Below are 18,842 nucleotides of genomic sequence, written 5' to 3'. Positions count from 1 at the left end.
AAAATCAATTGTTATATTCGTAGTGCTCAATAATTTGAGCTAAAAATCTATGCGACTAATATAACTTAACTTACAAAGGGGAAAAGCTAAAAACACTAAAGAATCAAAAATTTATTTTGCAAAAAGGCAAGGTTCTCCGTGTTTTTCCTCATATTCTTTGACCCAAGTCTCATGTGTATTTAACTCTTCAACTGAAGGTTCAATTACAGGAAGGTCAATTTGAACTCTGCTTCGATTGGTTGTTTGCTGGCTATTTTCACTCTGAGATAAGGCATCTATATCAAAAGAAACCTGTCCACCAGTCATTGCCAAGTAGACATCAGCAAGAATTTCAGCATCGAGTAATGCGCCGTGGAAAGTACGGTCACGTGCCGGAATTTCATAACGTCTTACAAGCGCATCAAGGGAGTTTTTTTGTCCCGGATGTTTGTTTTTCGCTAAAGCTAAAGTATCCGTTACCTCACATACTTCTGAAAGTGCAGGAAGCCCTACGCGTTTAAACTCCATATCAAGGAAGTTCATATCGAAGGTTGCGTTGTGGGCAATAATCTCTGCACCTTTGAGATAGTCAAATAAGGTGTCAGCAATGTCTGCATAAAGCGGTTTATCTTTTAAGAAATCATCACTGATACCGTGGATGTTTTCTGAATCTCCCACTGGTTTTTGTGGGTTAATGTAAATATGAATCGAGCTACCCGTAAGCTTACGGTTAATCATCTCAATCGCACCCACCTCAATAATGCGGTCGCCATCTTGGAAATAAAAACCAGTGGTTTCCGTATCGAGAATCAGTTGTCGAGGACCTTGTAATCTTAATTTGGCTTCGGTCACAACGATTTGAGGGTGAATGTTATTGGTTGGCTGCTTACTTTCTTGTTCGGCAGTTTCAACTTCAATGATTTCTTCGTCCACAATAATCATCTCGACTTCTTCAGATGCTTCAAGATGAATATTTTCTTCTTCACTTGCATCGGCCAGATCAAACCCGAAAGGGTCATCTAGCAACCAGTCCTGTTCAGGCTTTTTTATATCTTGCGATACAGTGGCAGACTGTGGTTGCTTGAGTTCTTTAGCAGTTTTGTCTGCACCTAAATTCGCCAGCTGGTCTGCCATTTCATTGCCTGGGTGTCCTGCATGGCCTTTAATCCAGTTCCACTCAATATTTCTACCTGCACAGACAGCATCTAATTTCTGCCAAAGGTCAGGATTTTTTACATCTTTCCAGTTTTTCTTTTTCCAGCCATGAATCCATTCAGTAATACCTTGCTTCACATAATTTGAATCTGTCCAGATAATCAAATGTGCTTCGGCTGGGCAAAATGAAACACCTTCAATGGCAGCAGTGAGTTCCATACGGTTATTAGTCGTATCAGGTTCACCGCCAAATAATTTATGTTCACCCTGCTCAGTAATGACATATGCGCCCCAACCACCTAAACCCGGATTGCCACGACATGCACCATCAACATACAGTGTGATTGTTTGAGACATAAATCGAAACCTAAACTAAAAGAAAAAGAACTGAATATGGTGTATTGTATACGCAAAAAGTTCGGTTCCATCGTATCAAAGCAAGGTTTTTTTAATTTCTTGTAACATTTCCATGCAAATGACATTAAATTATTGCCTTGTCTATCTTGCATGCTTTACTACAATGGCATCGAAGACCTAGGGTTTGTGGGCAGACCCCAAAAAAATATTACGCGAGTTGTTTGGAAGTTTTTATGTATAAACCAACCACATTTGTGTGGCAGCCATCTGCAGCATCATTGTTTAAAATTACCGTACTTAGCTCTGCGTTAGCTGCGTTGGGTATTACAACAGGCTGTTCATCGACTCCGCAATCTGCAAAAACCTCAAAATCAAAACAGGTCAGTGGTGCAGGTTATTTAGATGCGAGTAGTCTTGATTCGTTAGAAGACTTACTTTCAGCAACTGATATGCGAGCTGTAGAAGGTGACCGTCTGCTTATTTTAAAGCACGGTGATGTCTGGAAGCGTATGTCCGTTGGTTTCAAAATGGATTTAAACCATTGGGATTCACGTATTGAAGCTCAGCGTAGTTGGTTTATTTCTCGTCAACCTTATCTTGATCGTTTAAGTGCCCGTGCAAGTCGTTATTTGTACCATACAGTTAAAGAAGCTGAACGCCGTGGTTTGCCGACAGAACTTGCGTTATTACCTGTAATTGAAAGTTCATATGACCCAGCTGCAACAAGTAGTGCAGCCGCAGCAGGTTTATGGCAGTTTATTCCGAGTACTGGCCGTATTTATGGCTTAAAACAAACAGGCATGTATGATGGCCGTCGAGATGTTGTTGAGTCGACTCGTGCTGCCTATGAGTTTTTAGGAAGCTTATATAACCAATTCGGTTCGTGGGAGCTTGCTTTAGCAGCCTATAACGCTGGACCAGGACGTATTCAACAAGCGATTAACCGAAATCAGGCAGCAGGTCTACCAACTGATTATTGGTCTTTAAAATTACCTCAAGAAACCATGAACTATGTTCCACGTTTTTTGGCCGTTGCCCAAATTATTAAAAATCCAAAAGCTTACGGTATCTCTTTACCTCCTATTGCAAATAGACCCCATTTCCGTGAAGTGACTTTATCTGCACCTTTATCTTTAAATGAAATTGCTTCTGTGGCGGGATTAAGCCGTTCGGAACTCTATGCATTGAATCCGGGATATCGTGGTGAAATGGTAGATCCTGCAAGTCCAATGCGTATCTTGATTCCGGCAGATTTAAGTCCTTCAATTGATAATAAATTGAAAGGTATGAAGTCTGGTGGTGGTTCAGGTTGGTGGGCAAGTGTAACTTCACCATCTAAACCAGATGCAAGTGCTTCAACATCGGTGACAATTAAAACAACACCTGCAAATCAGGTTCAACCAGTTAAACCGTCAACTCCTGCTAAAACAACCGGTAGCTCTAGCACGGTAAAAGGTTCAACACCTCGTGGATCTGACGCTTTAGCTGCGTTTGCTGCTTCGGCTGATGTACCAAGTGCTCCACGTATTCCTGTCGCTGTGACACCTGCGGCAAATATTAAGCAAGTGAAGACAGAGCCGCCAATCTCTGCTGCAGAGCGTGAAAAGATTTTAGCGGCAGTTCGAGCTGAAGGTCAGAAAGAAACAGTTCAACAAGCTTTAGAGCCACAACCAACACAGGCTGAAAAAGATCAGGTGGTTGCTGAGTTGAAAGCTCTTGCCCCACAAGGAACGGAAATTGTTGATCCTTATGACGGCAAAATTAAGTTAACTGCGATTCAAACGAGCCAATCGGTTGCAGAGCAACAAGGTAAAGAAGTAAGTAAAGGTTTTGCATATCCAAAAACTTTAGCTGAAGACGTGACTGTAGCTAACTCTGAAGATGGTCAGCGCAATAAAGATAAGCCTTACATTAAAACTGATACAGATGTAGTGGTTGTGCAGCCTAAAGGCAAACGTAGTACCTATACAGTTTTACCGGGTGATACTTTAGCCGTTATTGCGATGAAAAACGGCGTAAACTGGCGCGATGTTGCGAAGTGGAACCAGATTGACCCTGAAAAAACGTTATATGTTGGTTCAACGCTTTACCTTTATGATGCTAAGCCTCAAGAAACTCAAACGGCTTCAAAAAGCACAGCTAAACCAGATGTATATGTCGTTCAGGCTAACGATAGCTTAAGCGGTGTGGCAAACCAGTTTAATTTGTCAGTAAGACAATTGGCTGAATATAACGATTTATCAGTGACTGATGGCCTATTTGTTGGGCAAAAACTTCAGTTAAAAGAACCAAAGAATAGTCGCTCAAGTGCTAAAGCAGAACCGAAAGCAGTTCAGGCAAGTGCAAAGCGTATAGCAACTAAAAGCTATACTGTGAAGCGCGGTGAATACCTTAAATTGATTGCAGATCGTTACGCCCTGTCTAATCAGGAACTTGCTGAATTAACTCCGGGGTTAACTGCGGCTAGTAACTTGATGGTAGGCCAAAAAATTAATGTGCCTACACAAGATATTTCTGTAGATGAAGTTGCAGAAACTAAGGTTTCTACTAAATCTGAGAAGGCGTCAGCAAATGTTTCTTATAAAACAGAAGGCTATAAAGTACAACGTGGTGATACTTTATCGAGTATTGCAACCAAATCAAAAATTAGCCTAGCTGAGTTAGCCGAGTTAAATAACTTAAAAGCAAATAGCCATGTACAGCTTGGTCAAACTTTAAAAGTACCGGCAGGCTTAAGTGTTCCAGAACAATACATTGTACAGTCTGGCGATAGCTTAAATGCTATTGCGAGTAAATATAACCTGCAAACAAGTTATTTGGCTGACCTAAACGGTTTGTCTCGTACAGCTGGCTTACGTGCTGGTCAACGCTTAAAACTAACGGGAACAGTTGAAGAAGCGCCAACTAAATCTTCTAAAAATACGAAAGAAGAAACACCAGAAACTTATACGGTTAAGTCTGGTGATAGCTTAGGTAATATCGCTAACCGTTACCACTTACAATTGGACTATCTTGCTTCACTAAATGGCCTTTCACGCAGCAGTAGTGTTCGTGTAGGTCAGCGTTTAAAACTAACGGGTGATGTACCTACAATTGAAACAGCTAAAGTAGATACCAAGACTTCAACTAAAACAGTTGCGGCTGGTAAAAACACTGAAAGATATACTGTGAAATCTGGTGAGTCTTTAAATAGTATTGCGAGCCGTGCGGGTATTTCAGTGCGTGAACTGGCTGAAATGAATGCATTAAAAGCAAATGCTAATTTACAGCGTGGTCAGAATATTGTGATTCCAAAAACTGTCGTGGAATACAAAGTGAAGCGTGGTGATACCTTAATCGGTCTTGCGAGTAAATATGGTTTAGAAACCAATTTCTTGGCTGAGCTGAATAATTTGACACCTTCTACTCAGCTTCGCATTGGTGATGTGATTAAAGTGCCTAATTTGTAAAATAATTAGTCACTTATGCATAAATTAAATTTTCAACTGAGCCTGCTAGTCGGGCTCAGTGTCATTTCCCATAGTACTTTTTCTGCACAGCAAACTACTTCATATATAGGGATTCATTCTAAGCCTAAGTATTTAGAAATGATGGCTATGCCATATGCAAACCCTAATGCACCTAAAGGTGGCCTATTAAGTCAGGCAGCTCAAGGAACTTTTGATAACCTCAATAGTATGAATGGTAAGGGGAATGCTACAGAAGGCGTGAATTATCTTTTTGATACCTTAATGACTCAATCACTTGATGAGGTCGGGGTTTTATATCCGCTTTTGGCACAGAAAGTGAGTTTTGATCCAGAAAAAACACAATCAGTGACTTTCTATTTAAACCCTAAAGCACATTTTAGTAATGGACAGCCAGTCACTGCGTCGGATGTTAAATTTAGTTTTGATGCCTATCAGACTAAGTCTAATTTAGGTTTGCAAATGTACCTTGCCGATTTGGCAAAAACAGAAGTAATAAATGCTCATCAAGTAAAGTTTAGTTTTAAGTCTACCCATAATCCTAAAATGCCATTCATTTTGGCAACCTTACCCATTTATTCAAAAGCAGATTGGCAAAAAAGAGATTTTAGCCGAATTACCCTACAACCGATTATTGGTTCGGGACCGTATGTAGTCGAACGAATCGATCCGGGCAGAAGTGTTAGTTATAAAAGAAACCCAAATTATTGGGCAAAAGATTTGCCTATTAACAAGGGGCGTTATAATTTTGATCGCTTGAGATATGTCTATTATCGAAATTGGGATATTGCTTTTGAAGGATTTAAATCTGGGCAATACACTTTGCATGAAGAGACTAATCCAAAAAAATGGGTAACAGATTATCGATTTCCAGCCGTAAAAACAGGGCTAGTTACTCAATATAAGTTTCGTCACCATAATCCCATCGCCACTGAGAGCTATGTGTTTAACACACGAAGAAAACCTTTAAATGATATTCGTTTTAGACAAGCCTTAACTTATGCCTATGACTTTGAATGGCAGAATAAAGCTTTGTTTTATGGACAATATCAACGTCTACAAAGTTATTTTGAAAATAGTGAATTAGCTGCAACGGGTCGACCTTTAAAAACTGAATTAGAGTTATTAAAGCCGTTATTGCCTAAGTTATCACCACTCATGCAGCAAGGTGTTTTAGCAAACTGGAAATACCCTGTGTCGGATGCGAGTGGATTTAACCGTCAGAATTTATTAACTGCACGGCAATTATTGATACAGGCTGGCTATAAAGTTAAAGAAGGGCAGTTATTTACACCTGAAGGAAAGAAAGTTCGGCTTGAGTTTTTAATTCAGCAAGATGGTAAACAACGAACGCTTCTACCATTTATTCGTAACTTAAAAAAGTTAGGCATTGCGGTTAATTTGCGTCAGGTTGATGCTCCGCAATATTTAGAACGGACTCGTCGTTACGATTTTGATATGACTACGATGAACTTGCCGCAATCTCTCAATCCGGGCAATGAACAAACTCAGTTTTGGGGAAGTATCGCCGCAGCTCAGGATGGAAATTACAATTATGCGGGAATTCGCAATCCAGTAATTGATCAAGTGATTTCAAAACTCGTTGCAAGTAAAAGTCGTGAACAACAGATTATTTATACGCGCATTCTCGATAGATTGCTTAGGGCCGGTTATTATCAAATCCCGACTTATGGTAAAGGTGAAAACTGGTATGCTTATTGGAATATGTATCAACAACCTAAAATTAAACCAGCGCTTTCTTCTGGGATAGAATATTGGTGGAGTGATGCAAACAAAGCCAAAAAAGTTGCCAAATATTTACATCAACAATAAAAAGCACCTGCCAAAAAGGAAATCCTGTTATATGGGTTCATATATTCTCAAGCGACTTCTTTTAATGATTCCCACATTGTTTGTCATTTTATTGATTAATTTTGTGGTTGTGCAAATTGCACCAGGTGGGCCAGTTGAGCAAGCAATACATCAGGCACAAAGCGATTTGGGAATTGGCCGTGCATTAAGTGCAGAAACTTATTATCAAGGTGCTCAGGGGTTAAGCCCTGAAATGGTTGAACAAATTAAGGCGCAGTATGGCTTTGATCGTTCTGCTCCTGAACGGTTTTTCTTAATGTTAAAAGGCTATTTAACTTTAGATTTCGGACAAAGTTTCTTTAAAGATAAACCTGTCGTGCAATTGTTGTTGGAAAAAATGCCTGTTTCTATTTCACTTGGGCTGGTGAGTACTTTGCTCATTTACCTCATTTCTATTCCGCTGGGAATTAAAAAGGCAAAACAGCAGGGCTCTTGGTTTGATCGCTCCACTTCTTTAATCCTTGTAGTGGGATATGCTGTACCGAGTTTTGTATTTGCCATTTTGTTAGTTGTTTTTTTTGCAGGTGGCTCTTATTTTCAATGGTTTCCATTACAAAATTTAGTGTCAGATAACTTTCATCAACTGAGTCTTTGGGGCAAAGTTACCGATTACTTATGGCATATGACTTTACCACTGATTACCATGGTATTAGGCGGTTTTGCCAGTTTAACTTATTTAACTAAATACTCATTTTTAGAAGAACTCAATAAACCCTATGTTTTGGCAGCCTATGCAAAAGGTCTGAATAGCCAACAGGTCTTGTATAAGCATGTCTTTCGTAATGCCATTTTAGTTGTGCTCGCCGGGTTGCCAGAAGCATTAGCGGGTATTTTCTTTGTAGGTAACCTATTTGTAGAAATTATCTTTCATTTGGATGGGGTGGGTTTGTTGGGCTTTGAAGCGATTGTCCAGCGCGACTATCCTGTTATTTTTGGTGTCTTATTTTTCTTTACTTTATTTAGCCTAATTTTACGTCTCGTTTGTGATGTGTTGTACCAATGGATTGATCCTCGAATTCACTTTGACGCACAAGGGGACAAATAATGTCTTTAATTGTGCGGACTCGATTACAGCGTTTTAGACAGCATAAATTGGGCTGGGCCAGCTTTATTTTATTTAGTCTGATTTTGGTTTTGTCCTTAGCTGCAGAGTTGATCGCTAACGATAAACCACTGTTAGTTAAGTATGAAGATTCTTACTATTTACCTGTGTTTAAAACATATTCAGAAACAACGTTTAGTGGCGTATTTGAAACAGAAGCTGATTATAAAGACCCCGCCGTACAAGCGCTTATTGAGGCTAAAGGTTGGGCAGTTTGGCCACTCGTTAAGTTTTCATATCAAACGCCCAATTTAGACTTGGCTGTTCCTGTGCCATCACCACCTTCCAAGCAAAACTGGTTAGGAACAGATGATCAGGGCAGAGATGTTTTTGCCCGTATTCTTTATGGCTTAAGAGTGTCGTTGCTTTTTGGTTTAGCCTTAACCTTTTGTTCTGCTTTATTTGGAATTACTGTAGGCGCCATTCAAGGTTACTACGGTGGCTGGATCGATTTATTAGGACAACGTTTGGTTGAGGTATGGAATGGCTTACCCATGCTCTTTATGGTTATGATTTTAGTCAGTATGTTTGTGCCAAACGTCTATTGGCTATTTTTCATTATGTTGTTTTTTGGCTGGACTGTTTTGGTGGGCATCGTTAGAGCAGAGTTTTTGAAAGCTCGCCAGCTAGATTATGTTCGTGCAGCCCAAGTATTGGGAGTGACTGATCGCGCTATTATTTTTAGGCATATTTTGCCAAATGCGATGAGCTCGAGTTTGTCTCAATTGCCATTTATTTTAACAACTAATATTAGTGCTTTAACTGCTCTTGATTTTTTAGGGTATGGACTGCCACCCGATGCAGCCTCATTAGGTGAATTATTGCTGCAAGGTAAAAATAATTTAGATGCGCCATGGCTGGCAATTTCAGGTTTTTTTAGTCTGGCAATTGTTCTTTCACTTTTAATTTATATTGGGGAGGCGGCCCGCGATGCGTTTGACCCAAGAAAATAATTTAAACAACATTTCAACATTATTAAAGGTAGAGCATCTTTCAGTTCAAACCAAAGCCCAAAAGGTTTTATTGGATGACCTGAGTTTTCACTTAAATGAAGGGGAAACACTTGCTATTGTTGGCGAGAGCGGTTCAGGTAAATCGATGAGCTGCTTAGCGATAATGGGCTTGCTACAAGAAAAATTAGAAATAACAGGTCAGGTCTGGATTGGCTCACAAAACATGCTTGAGTTAAATGAGAGAGCTCAAGCAAATTTACGTGGTCACCAAATCGCTATGATTTTTCAGGAGCCTGCTACTGCATTAAATCCGCTCCATCGGGTTGAAAAAATTATAGGGGAAAACCTTCTATTATCAGGTTTCTCAAAACTTGAAGTTCGACAAAAAATAGTTGAACTGCTTAAGGAGGTAGGAATTGTTGAACCAGAGCAAATTTTAAAACGCTATCCGCATGAGCTTTCTGGTGGACAAAGACAACGCGTCATGATTGCGATGACATTGGCGCTTCGGCCTAAAATTTTGATTGCTGATGAACCTACTACTGCGTTGGATGTGGTTTTACAGATACAGATTTTAGAGCTATTAAAATCTTTGCAAAGCAAATATGGAATGGCACTTATTTTAATTAGCCATGACCTAAATTTAATACATCGCTATGCTGAGAAACTTATTGTATTGCAAAGTGGGCGTGTAGTAGAGCAAGGTGAACTGAGCCAAATCTTTGCAAATCCTAAAACAAGTTATACAGCACAGTTATTAGATCATGATTTTGGAAAAGTAGAATCTAGACCCACTCAACAGAATGTTTTATCAGTACAGCACCTCAGCGTACAGTTTCCGATAAGAAAAGGAATTTTAAATCGTATTCAAGGTTATTTCACCGCCATAGAAGATTTGAGTTTTGATCTTGCTCAAGGTGAATCGCTTGGGGTGGTTGGTGAAAGTGGTGCGGGTAAGTCATCTTTAGCCCTCGCTTTGGTTCAGCTTATTCAGAGTAAAGGGCAGATTGTTTTTTTAGGGCAAGATTTGAATCAGTTACAGCCAAAAGTGCTACGGTTAATGAGATCAGATTTTCAACTTGTATTCCAAGACCCATTTGGCAGTTTAAACCCTCGTATGACGGTGGGGCAGATTATTGCTGAAGGGTTAAAGTTAAAAGCTGTGAATGAAAAAGAGATAAAGCAGCAAGTTGAATCTGTATTGGTAAAAGTTGAATTGGCTGAAGATTTTCAACATCGTTATCCTCATGAACTTTCAGGTGGACAACGTCAACGCGTGGCTTTAGCTAGAGCTTTGGTGGTTCAGCCTAAACTTTTAATCTTGGATGAACCTACCTCTGCCTTAGATCGGACCACGCAAAAAGCCATAATCAAGTTGTTGAGACAATTACAGCAAACCGAGCAGTTAAGTTATATTTTTATTAGTCATGATCTCAATATAGTGAAAGCACTGTGCCATAAAGTAATGGTATTGCGCCATGCAAAAGTTGTGGAATATCAGGAAACTGAATTACTATTCTCTAAGCCTCAAACTGAATATACCAGACAATTAATTAAAGCATCTCTTTAAAAAAAGATCTTAATTATTTGTTTTTAAATAAAATAATTAAAATTCGTGTTTTATGCAAAAAGTTGCATATTTTTATATTCTTTAAAATTGACATGTGCTATTGTCAGTTATCGATTATGCCTTGACATGCCCAATAACTCATTTAAATTAGAGTAATTGCTCTAAAAATCAAAAAAAGAGGTTACCATGAACCAGATTGCTCAACCTATCACGATACGCAATACCACCTTTAAAAACCGAATTATTAAAGGCGCAATGAGTGAAGCGCTTGCAAATTATGAAGGCCAACCAAATGACTTACATTTGGGGCTATATGGTGCATGGGCAAAAGGTGAGCTTGGCTGTGCAATTACGGGTAATGTCATGGTAAATGCCGGAGCAAAAAATGAACCGGGTGTTGTAGTTATTGAAACTGAACGTGACCTAGAGCGCTTAAAAGAGTGGGCGGCATTAGGTAAGAAATATGGCATGGTTCAGTTGATTCAATTATCGCACCCAGGTCGTCAGTGTCCAAAAGGTTTAAATAAAGAAACCGTAGCGCCTTCAGCCGTACCTTTTAGCCCAGCTTTAGCAACCATGTTTGGAACGCCACGTGAATTAACTCATGATGAAATTCTAGATATTATTAAACGTTTTGCCACAGCAGCTCAAATCTGTGAAAAAGCAGGTTTTGAAGGAGTGCAATTACATGGTGCACATGGATATTTAATCAGTCAGTTTTTATCGCCATTAACCAATAAGCGCACAGATCAATGGGGTGGTTCAGTTGAGAATCGTACTCGTTTTTTACTCGAGGTTTATAAAGCGGTACGTGAAGCGACTTCAGATAATTTTATCATTTCAGTAAAGCTTAACTCGGCCGACTTCCAGCGCGGTGGTATTAGCGAAGAAGATGTAATTTCAGTATTTAAAGCAGTGGATGAAGCGGGTATCGATTTAATTGAAATTTCAGGTGGTACTTACGAGGCCCCAGCAATGGCTGGAGCTAAGGCGGATAAACGTAAAGCAAGCACGATTGCACGTGAAGCATACTTTTTAGATTTTGCAGAGAAAATCCGCCAGCATGTTAACTGTAAACTTATGGTGACAGGCGGTTTCCGTACTGTAGAAGGCATGAACGCTGCACTTGAAAGTGGTGCTTGTGACTTTATTGGTATTGCTCGTCCATTTGCAGTAGAAACTGATTTAACAGAACGTTTAATTGCAGGACAAGATGTTCGCTATGCTGTAAAACCAATTAAAACAGGCTTACCATTTGTCGATAAGATGGCAATTATGGAAATTATTTGGTATGCAGCTCAATTTAAAACGATTGGCAAAGGGAAAAAGCCAAATCCAAAACTTTCACCACTTGTGGTGTTTTTAAATTATGCCAAAGGCAATATTAAAGCGGTGATTCAAGGACAAGTGAATTCGCGTAAGTCTGCATAAACTAAATGCGCCATTTCACTAACTGAAATGGCGCATTTTTTTAGAACGTATAGCTCATACCAAACTGAACGGTACGTGGTTCGCCCGGATAAGCATATAAATTGAAAGCACTTTCATCATAAACTTTATCAAAAATGTTCTTCACATCTAAGTTAAGACGAAGTTTTGGTGTTGCCTGATAATAAGAAACCAAATCTGTAACTGCATAACCTTTCATGGTGTAAGTACTATTGGCTGTTTGACCTGCACGTTTATCAATATATTTCTGATTAATTCCTAGACCTAAGCCTTGTAAGGGGCCATCTTGAAATTCATAGATATTTAAAAGATTAAAACTATTCTTTGGAATATTGGCTAAAGCCGTTCCTTTTTGCAGAGTGTTGTCTTTAGTCACTTCTGCATCTGTATAGGCATATCCACCAATAATTTTCCAAGCTGGAGTGATTTGCCCTGCAATATTTAGCTCAATACCTTGGCTACGGACTTCACCGGCAGCAACTTTATAGGCTGAATCTACAGGATCGAGGGTTAAGACATTTTCTTTTTTGCATAGAAAATAGCGGAGTCAACCGATAGCATATTGTCGAGTGCTTGCCATTTAAAGCCTAACTCGTAAGCCATGCCTTCTTCTGGGTCAAATCCCTCTCCATTACGGCTAGCCCCTGTATTTGGTTTAAACGATTTTGCAGCATTGCTATAAATTGAAAGATCATCACGGGCTTTAAAAACTAAACCTAAACGTGGAATAAATGCATCATGACTGGTATTCCAGTTTGCAGTATTTGGTAATAGGTTTTTGTAATCATGTTCGTAGTGCTCAAAACGTAAACCCAGTAGCGCACTTAAACGCTCATTTAAATCGATTTGGTCTTGTGCAAAAACGGCAGTTGTTTTTAAATTTTCGCGGTCATGGGTCGTAATATTTTTAAGCTCAGGCAGAGGTTGGCCTAAAACTGGATCATAAATATTGATTGGATAGTTATTTGACTTAGGATCCGAACGAATAATATATGACTTGTAATCGTAGTTTTCATATTCAAGCCCAGTCACTAAAGTATGAGCTAGACCTAAAAGTTGGAAATTACCTGTTAGATTAATTTGGGCATCGGTATCTTGCCATTTTAATTCTCGATAGTTGTAATTTCGGTCTAAAGTTTCTCCATCGGCCTGTATGCCATTTGCCTCTACCGCATAGCCATACAATTTGCCATGTAGATATTGCACTCCCGCATTAAGTTTCCAGTCATTTCCCAAGTCATGCTCAACTCGTAATTGAGTCATGTCATTATCATTGTAGAGTCGATTATTGTATTTACCTGTTTCCCACAAATAGGTTTCGGGGGAACTGTTAAATGATTTCTGACCTGCATAGCGCGTATGCCCACGATCAAGTGGATGCTGATTTCGTAATATATCTGCTTCAAAAGTAACTTTGGTTGCATCAGAAGCTTGCCATTGGATGACTGGTGCAATTCCATATCGTTTGGACTCGACATGATCACGATAACTGTCACCGCCTTCTGCAATCACATTGAGGCGATAGCCGATGTTTTCTGCATTTGGAATAGTGCCAGTAGTGTCTATAGTAGTGCGATATAAACCTTCACTGCTAAGCTGGGCACCTAAAGTGGTTTGTTGCTCAGACTTCGGTGTTTTAGAAATTAGATTAAACGTACCACCTGGATCACCACGGCCATATAAGCTAGAAGAGGGACCACGTAAAACGTCTACACGTTCAATTGTATTGCTATCAGGAGCATTTGGATAACCACGGTTAATCGGGAATCCATTACGGTAAAACTCACCGCTAGTGAAACCACGCAGGTTAAACCCTGTTAAGCCTTGACCACCAAAGTTATTAGCGCGAGTAACGCCGCCAGCCAAATCAAGCGCTTCGATTAAACGTGTCGCACCAATATCCTCAATTACTTTTTGAGTCACTACACTGACAGATTGTGGCGTATCTTTTAATGCGACTTCGCTACGTGTTGCGCTACTTGAGCTATCGACTTTATAGGCTTGGTCAGCAGCTTGCTGGGCTTTAATCTTAATCGTAGCAAGAGTCGTTGAGGAACCATTGGTTTCTGCGAAAGCACTTGAAATACAGCATAGTTGAGCGATGCTCAGGGAGAGAAGGCGAAGCTTAAGATCCATTTAAAACCTTGTTGATAATAAATATCAGTATAAAAATAGGAATTATTATATTGTAAATCTATGTAAAGGAAATACTGGATTGGTGATATATGTGTACAAGTGTATTTTATTCCGAAATACAGAAAATTAGAAAAATAAACAGAATGTTTAAAAGCAAAAGAGAAAAGGATTTTATAAGGAGAAAGTATGGCGTCCCTACGGGGATTCGAACCCCGGTTACCGCCGTGAAAGGGCGATGTCCTAGGCCTCTAGACGATAGGGACGTTGAGGATGGCGGTATCTTAAGAAGCCGCCACCAAACTGTCAAGGAGGTAAGGCGACAGTTTGTTCAAAATATAGCAAAACAGTTCAGCAGTCTTCTGAGTATCGTACAAAGCAGAGTGCGCTTCTTTGCCGTCAAAATCAATTCCAGCTTGAATACAGGCTTTCGCAAGCACAGTTTGTCCAAACATGACAGCACTTAAAGTCACCGTATCCATCACTGAAAAACTATGGAATGGATTTTGGTTTTTTGTGCTTGTGCGTGCAATTGCTGCTTGTACAAAGCCAAGATCAAAATGCGCATTATGACCAACTAGCACTGCATGCGTACAATGCTGCTGTTTACGGACTTCATTCACCGATTTAAAAATACGGCGTAATGCGGTGCGCTCATCTTCAGCCATTGCCATACGCATCGGATTGAATGGGTCAATACCAATAAAATCTAGCGAACGGCGATCGAGATTAGCCCCTTCAAACGGGTTAATATGCGCATGAAATGCTGGACCAGGGACAAATTGTCCCTGAGCATCATACACAATTGGAATGCACGCAATTTCTAGCAATGCATCTGTCTGGGCATTAAAACCTGCCGTTTCAACGTCAACAACAACAGGTAAGAAGCCACGAAAACGTTGGCCAATGACCGGGACAGAGGTTTCTTGTGTCACACTTTTCTCCATTGCAGCGTTTTCCCGGCATGCAGCGGGATAATTTTTTGATCATCTAAATAATCAAAAGATTCTGGAACGAGGTTATCTTCTTTTACCAAAGTAATAGTAGAAGTATTACGTGGTAGACCGTAGAAGTCTGCACCAAAGTGGCTAGCAAAACCTTCTAGGCGCTCTAATTTACCCACTTGGTCAAATGCTTGAGCATAAAGTTCAATTGCATTAGGCGCACTATAACAGCCCGCACAGCCACACGCATTTTCTTTTGCATTTTGCGAGTGAGGTGCGCTATCTGTACCCAAGAAAAATTTAGGGTTACCGCTAGTTGCAACTTCAAGCAAAGTGGTCTGGTGAGTTTGACGCTTTAAAATTGGTAAACAATAAAAATGCGGTTTAACACCACCCACCAACATATCATTACGGTTAAATAATAAATGTTGAGGCGTGATTGTTGCAGCGACATTGCGGTCTTGTTCTAAAACAAAGTGTGCAGCATCGCTTGTTGTGATGTGCTCAAGTACCACTTTAAGTTTTGGAAATTGCTTTAATAACGGTGATAAAACTTCATCTAAGAAGCGTTTTTCACGGTCAAAAATATCAACGTGGTTATGAGTCACTTCACCATGAAGTAATAACGGAACTTGGTGTTCTTCTAATTGCTCAATGACTGCATAAACTTTACGAATGTCACTTACACCGTTATCAGAGTTGGTGGTCGCGCCTGCTGGGTAAAGTTTAATGGCATTTACATGTCCAGATTCTTTAATTTTACGAACTTCGTCTGGTGAGGTGAAATCAGTAAAATAAAGCACCATACGCGGGTCAAAATTAAGACCTTCTGGAACATGTGCAAGAATACGTTCACGGTAAGCCAATGCTTCTTCCACAGTTTTTACAGGCGGAACAAGGTTTGGCATACAGATCGCACGAGCAAATTGTTTGGCCAAATCAGGTACAGTACGTTTTAATGCTAAACCATCACGTAAATGTGCATGCCAATCATCTGGCTGGAGCAGGGTAATAGAGTCCAAGGCAGTTCAAACTTCGAAATAAAACAAATGATAATCGATAAAGTGTGAAAATGGTAACGAGAATTACGGACAAATGGCAAAATAAAGCGGAAGAGGCCTTAAAAAATAATGTTATATTTTGTTAATGTGTAAGAGGCAGGAATCAAGTAGTGGCGAATAGGGGAAATGTACATGAATTACTCAAAGCAAAAGAAGAAATAGAATATTTAGTAACTCTACATACCCATCGTTATGCCAATACACCTTTGCCATATCAATTAGAAAAAAAGTTCTGGTGTCTAAATCTTGAGCGAACTAAACAAAATATCTCTAAATTCTTAACAAGCGGCATTTTAACTTATCTCATTTTTATTTTACTGGCTTTACCCACTGACTATTTAGTGATCGGTGTTCCGTATATTACTTGGGACTTCGTGTACTGCTTACTGAGTGCAATTAATATTGCTTGTGCATTGCTACTATTTTGGATCTTTGCAAAGTTTAAAAGGCTTACTGAATATTTTTATATCGCAGCCTGTGGCATTGTATTTTTGACCATTATTATTAATGCAATATTGCTTCTTAGCGTGGGAAATGTCGCCCTTAAAAATCAGTCTATGTTGCTACTTTCTTTTTTATATATGCTTGGTTTTATTTTAAGCGGAATAAAGCCTCTGCATATGCTTTATGTAGGTTTGACAGCAGCTATTTGTGTTTTTTCTCTATTGATTTTATTGCAAACGAATTGTGATTATATTGCTTTGGGAAGAGCGCTGTTTGGTAGTTGTATTTTAGGTTTTTCAATTAGTACGATGCTCACGTCTAGAGAAAGAAGCCTTTTTTTAAATAATCAACTTGCTGAACTTAATGAACAGATTTTACGTATTGAGGCTTCTGAATTACTTCATTTAAGCCAGCAGGATGCACTGACGAATATCTCTAATCGACGTACTTTTGATGAGATGTTCGACTTTTTTTACTATCGTGCAAAGCAAGAAAAGCGTCCCTTAGCTGTTTTATTTATAGATATCGATTTTTTTAAAAATTATAACGATTTTTATGGGCACCAAATGGGGGATAAGGTGATTTCATCTATTGCCTCTGCAATTAAAAATTCGATTCGCCATGTTGACTTTGTTGCCCGTTATGGCGGAGAGGAATTTGTGGTGCTGTTGCCGAAAACACCTGCTCAAGGTGCCTATGCAGTAGCTGCAAATATTTATAAAGCAATTGAGCGCCAAGCAATTCCTCATGCCGCATCTTTAGTTTCTAAGCATGTCACGATTAGTTTAGGTTTTACTGTTTATACAGAAGGTTTTAAAGTAAATCAGGAAAAATTAATTCACGCTGCGGATCAAGCTTTGTATCGGGCTAAGCAGCTTGGTCGTAACCAAATTTATTATCAACCTTTGGAAGTAGTGGAACTTGTTTAAACTTTAAAGCTTGAAATAAAAAAGCCACCTTTGTCGGTGGCTTTTTTATTAAGTAAGAAAATTATTTTTTCTTGCTATCGAGTTGTGGTACAGCAGAACCTTGACCGATTGAAAGCAAACCAGCATCAGTATAGATACCAAGTTTCGCACGTGTATCGGTAATGTCGAGGTTACGCATAGTCAACTGACCAATACGGTCCATTGGCGAGAACATTGAATCGCCTTTTTCCATTGTTAAACGTTCAGCTTCGTACGTTAAGTTTGGAGATTCAGTGTTCATGATGGTGTAGTCATTACCACGACGAAGTTCAAGCGTCACTTCACCAGTAATTGCTTTAGCCACCCAACGCTGTGCAGTTTCACGCAACATAAGCGCTTGAGAGTCGAACCAGCGGCCTTGGTAAAGTAAACGACCTAAACGTAAACCGTTAATACGGTATTGTTCGATCGTATCTTCGTTATGAATACCAGTAACTAAACGCTCGTAAGCAATGTGAAGAAGGGCCATACCCGGTGCTTCATAAATACCGCGAGATTTCGCTTCGATAATACGGTTTTCGATTTGGTCAGACATACCTAAACCATGACGACCACCAATACGGTTTGCTTCAAGAATAAGCTCAACCGGATTGTCAAAAGTTTGACCGTTTAATGCAACAGGTACACCTTCTTCAAAACGTACAGTCACTTCTTCTGGCGTAATTTCAACTTCTTCTTTCCAGAAAGCAACGCCCATAATTGGGTCAACGATTTTGATACCAGCGTTTAGGTATTCAAGATCTTTTGCTTCGTGAGTTGCGCCTAACATGTTTGAGTCAGTTGAGTACGCTTTTTCTTTTGACATTTTATAGTCAAAGCCGTTGTCGATCAGGAACTGTGACATTTCAGCACGGCCACCGAGTTCGTCGATGAAGTTTTGATCTAACCAAGGCTTATAAATTTTAAGATTTGGGTTGGTCAACAAACCATAACGATAGAAACGTTCAATATCGTTACCTTTATAAGTTGAACCGTCACCCCAGATGTTTACGTCATCTTCTTTCATTGCAGTAACTAACATAGTACCTGTTACTGCACGACCGAGAGGAGTCGTATTGAAATATGGAACGCCACCTGTACTGATATGGAATGCACCACACTGAATTGCAGCAATACCTTCAAGCGCAAGTTGTAAGCGGCAGTCAATTAAGCGAGCTTTTACAGCGCCGTATTGTTCTGCTTTCTTTGGAATTGCATCGTAGTCATCTTCATCAGGCTGACCTAAGTTTGCAGTATATGCATAAGGTTCTGCGCCTTTTTGTTTCATCCACAATAAGGCAGCTGAAGTGTCTAGGCCTCCGGAGAAGGCAATCCCAACTTTTTTGCCTACTGGTACATGCTGCAAGATAGTTGCATTATCAGTCATTGCTAATCCTAACATTTATGAA

Annotated in this window: 11 protein-coding genes, 1 tRNA gene and 1 pseudogene; 7 read left to right on the top strand and 6 right to left on the bottom strand. The window is 39.6% G+C overall.

The annotated features are described in order from the left end of the window. Nucleotides 1-111: 111 nt before the first annotated feature. Entirely contained in the window at nucleotides 112-1,491 is a 1,380-nt protein-coding gene (dnaQ, locus tag HLV59_RS13355; protein WP_016144677.1) for a DNA polymerase III subunit epsilon, read from the bottom strand. A 233-nt stretch (nucleotides 1,492-1,724) separates the two neighbouring features. Here dnaQ and HLV59_RS13350 point away from each other — a divergent pair, with 233 nt between their 5' ends. The 6 genes from HLV59_RS13350 to HLV59_RS13325 all read left to right on the top strand — a co-directional run bounded on the left by HLV59_RS13350 (nucleotide 1,725) and on the right by HLV59_RS13325 (nucleotide 11,886). Beyond that, nucleotides 1,725-4,940 carry a LysM peptidoglycan-binding domain-containing protein gene (locus tag HLV59_RS13350; protein ID WP_171430164.1) on the top strand — a complete coding sequence of 1,072 codons (3,216 nt, stop codon included), beginning with the start codon at nucleotides 1,725-1,727 and terminating at the stop codon, nucleotides 4,938-4,940. 15 nt (nucleotides 4,941-4,955) lie between these two features. Continuing rightward, nucleotides 4,956-6,791, top strand: a complete 1,836-nt coding sequence (locus HLV59_RS13345) for an extracellular solute-binding protein (protein WP_171430163.1) — start codon at nucleotides 4,956-4,958, stop codon at nucleotides 6,789-6,791. Nucleotides 6,792-6,822: 31 nt separating this feature from the next. Further along, nucleotides 6,823-7,875 (top strand): microcin C ABC transporter permease YejB, encoded by a 1,053-nt coding sequence (locus HLV59_RS13340; protein ID WP_171430162.1) that lies wholly within the window; start codon nucleotides 6,823-6,825, stop codon nucleotides 7,873-7,875. Then, entirely contained in the window at nucleotides 7,875-8,885 is a 1,011-nt protein-coding gene (locus tag HLV59_RS13335) for an ABC transporter permease (RefSeq protein WP_171430161.1), read from the top strand. Before HLV59_RS13340 ends, HLV59_RS13335 begins: the two co-directional genes overlap by 1 nt. Beyond that, complete coding sequence (locus HLV59_RS13330) at nucleotides 8,863-10,455, top strand: ABC transporter ATP-binding protein (RefSeq protein ID WP_171430160.1); 1,593 nt, start codon at nucleotides 8,863-8,865, stop codon at nucleotides 10,453-10,455. Before HLV59_RS13335 ends, HLV59_RS13330 begins: the two co-directional genes overlap by 23 nt. 186 nt (nucleotides 10,456-10,641) lie before the next feature. Further along, entirely contained in the window at nucleotides 10,642-11,886 is a 1,245-nt protein-coding gene (locus HLV59_RS13325) for an NADH:flavin oxidoreductase/NADH oxidase family protein (protein ID WP_125739118.1), read from the top strand. Between the two features lie 40 nt (nucleotides 11,887-11,926). Here HLV59_RS13325 and HLV59_RS13320 read toward each other — a convergent pair. The 4 genes and pseudogenes from HLV59_RS13320 to pyrC all read right to left on the bottom strand — a co-directional run bounded on the left by HLV59_RS13320 (nucleotide 11,927) and on the right by pyrC (nucleotide 16,003). After that, nucleotides 11,927-14,040, bottom strand: a pseudogene (locus HLV59_RS13320) (TonB-dependent siderophore receptor). 187 nt (nucleotides 14,041-14,227) lie between these two features. Continuing rightward, nucleotides 14,228-14,303 (bottom strand) — tRNA-Glu (locus tag HLV59_RS13315). A gap of 18 nt (nucleotides 14,304-14,321) precedes the next feature. Then, nucleotides 14,322-14,984: a ribonuclease T gene (gene rnt / locus HLV59_RS13310; protein ID WP_016144685.1), complete on the bottom strand. Its 663-nt coding sequence runs from the start codon at nucleotides 14,982-14,984 to the stop codon at nucleotides 14,322-14,324. Beyond that, entirely contained in the window at nucleotides 14,969-16,003 is a 1,035-nt protein-coding gene (gene pyrC, locus HLV59_RS13305; protein ID WP_016144686.1) for a dihydroorotase, read from the bottom strand. Before pyrC ends, rnt begins: the two co-directional genes overlap by 16 nt. A 149-nt stretch (nucleotides 16,004-16,152) precedes the next feature. Between pyrC and HLV59_RS13300 the strand changes: the two genes are divergently transcribed. Beyond that, nucleotides 16,153-17,415: a GGDEF domain-containing protein gene (locus HLV59_RS13300; RefSeq protein ID WP_016144687.1), complete on the top strand. Its 1,263-nt coding sequence runs from the start codon at nucleotides 16,153-16,155 to the stop codon at nucleotides 17,413-17,415. A gap of 61 nt (nucleotides 17,416-17,476) precedes the next feature. Here HLV59_RS13300 and argG read toward each other — a convergent pair whose 3' ends face one another. Beyond that, the gene (argG, locus tag HLV59_RS13295; protein WP_080648655.1) at nucleotides 17,477-18,835 is read right to left on the bottom strand and encodes an argininosuccinate synthase; all 1,359 of its coding nucleotides are present in this window, start codon (nucleotides 18,833-18,835) and stop codon (nucleotides 17,477-17,479) included. Nucleotides 18,836-18,842: the final 7 nt, after the last annotated feature.

The organism is Acinetobacter lactucae, assembly GCF_013122135.1.
GTDB classification, from domain to species: domain Bacteria; phylum Pseudomonadota; class Gammaproteobacteria; order Pseudomonadales; family Moraxellaceae; genus Acinetobacter; species Acinetobacter lactucae.
This window is presented reverse-complemented; position numbering and strand designations above follow the sequence as displayed.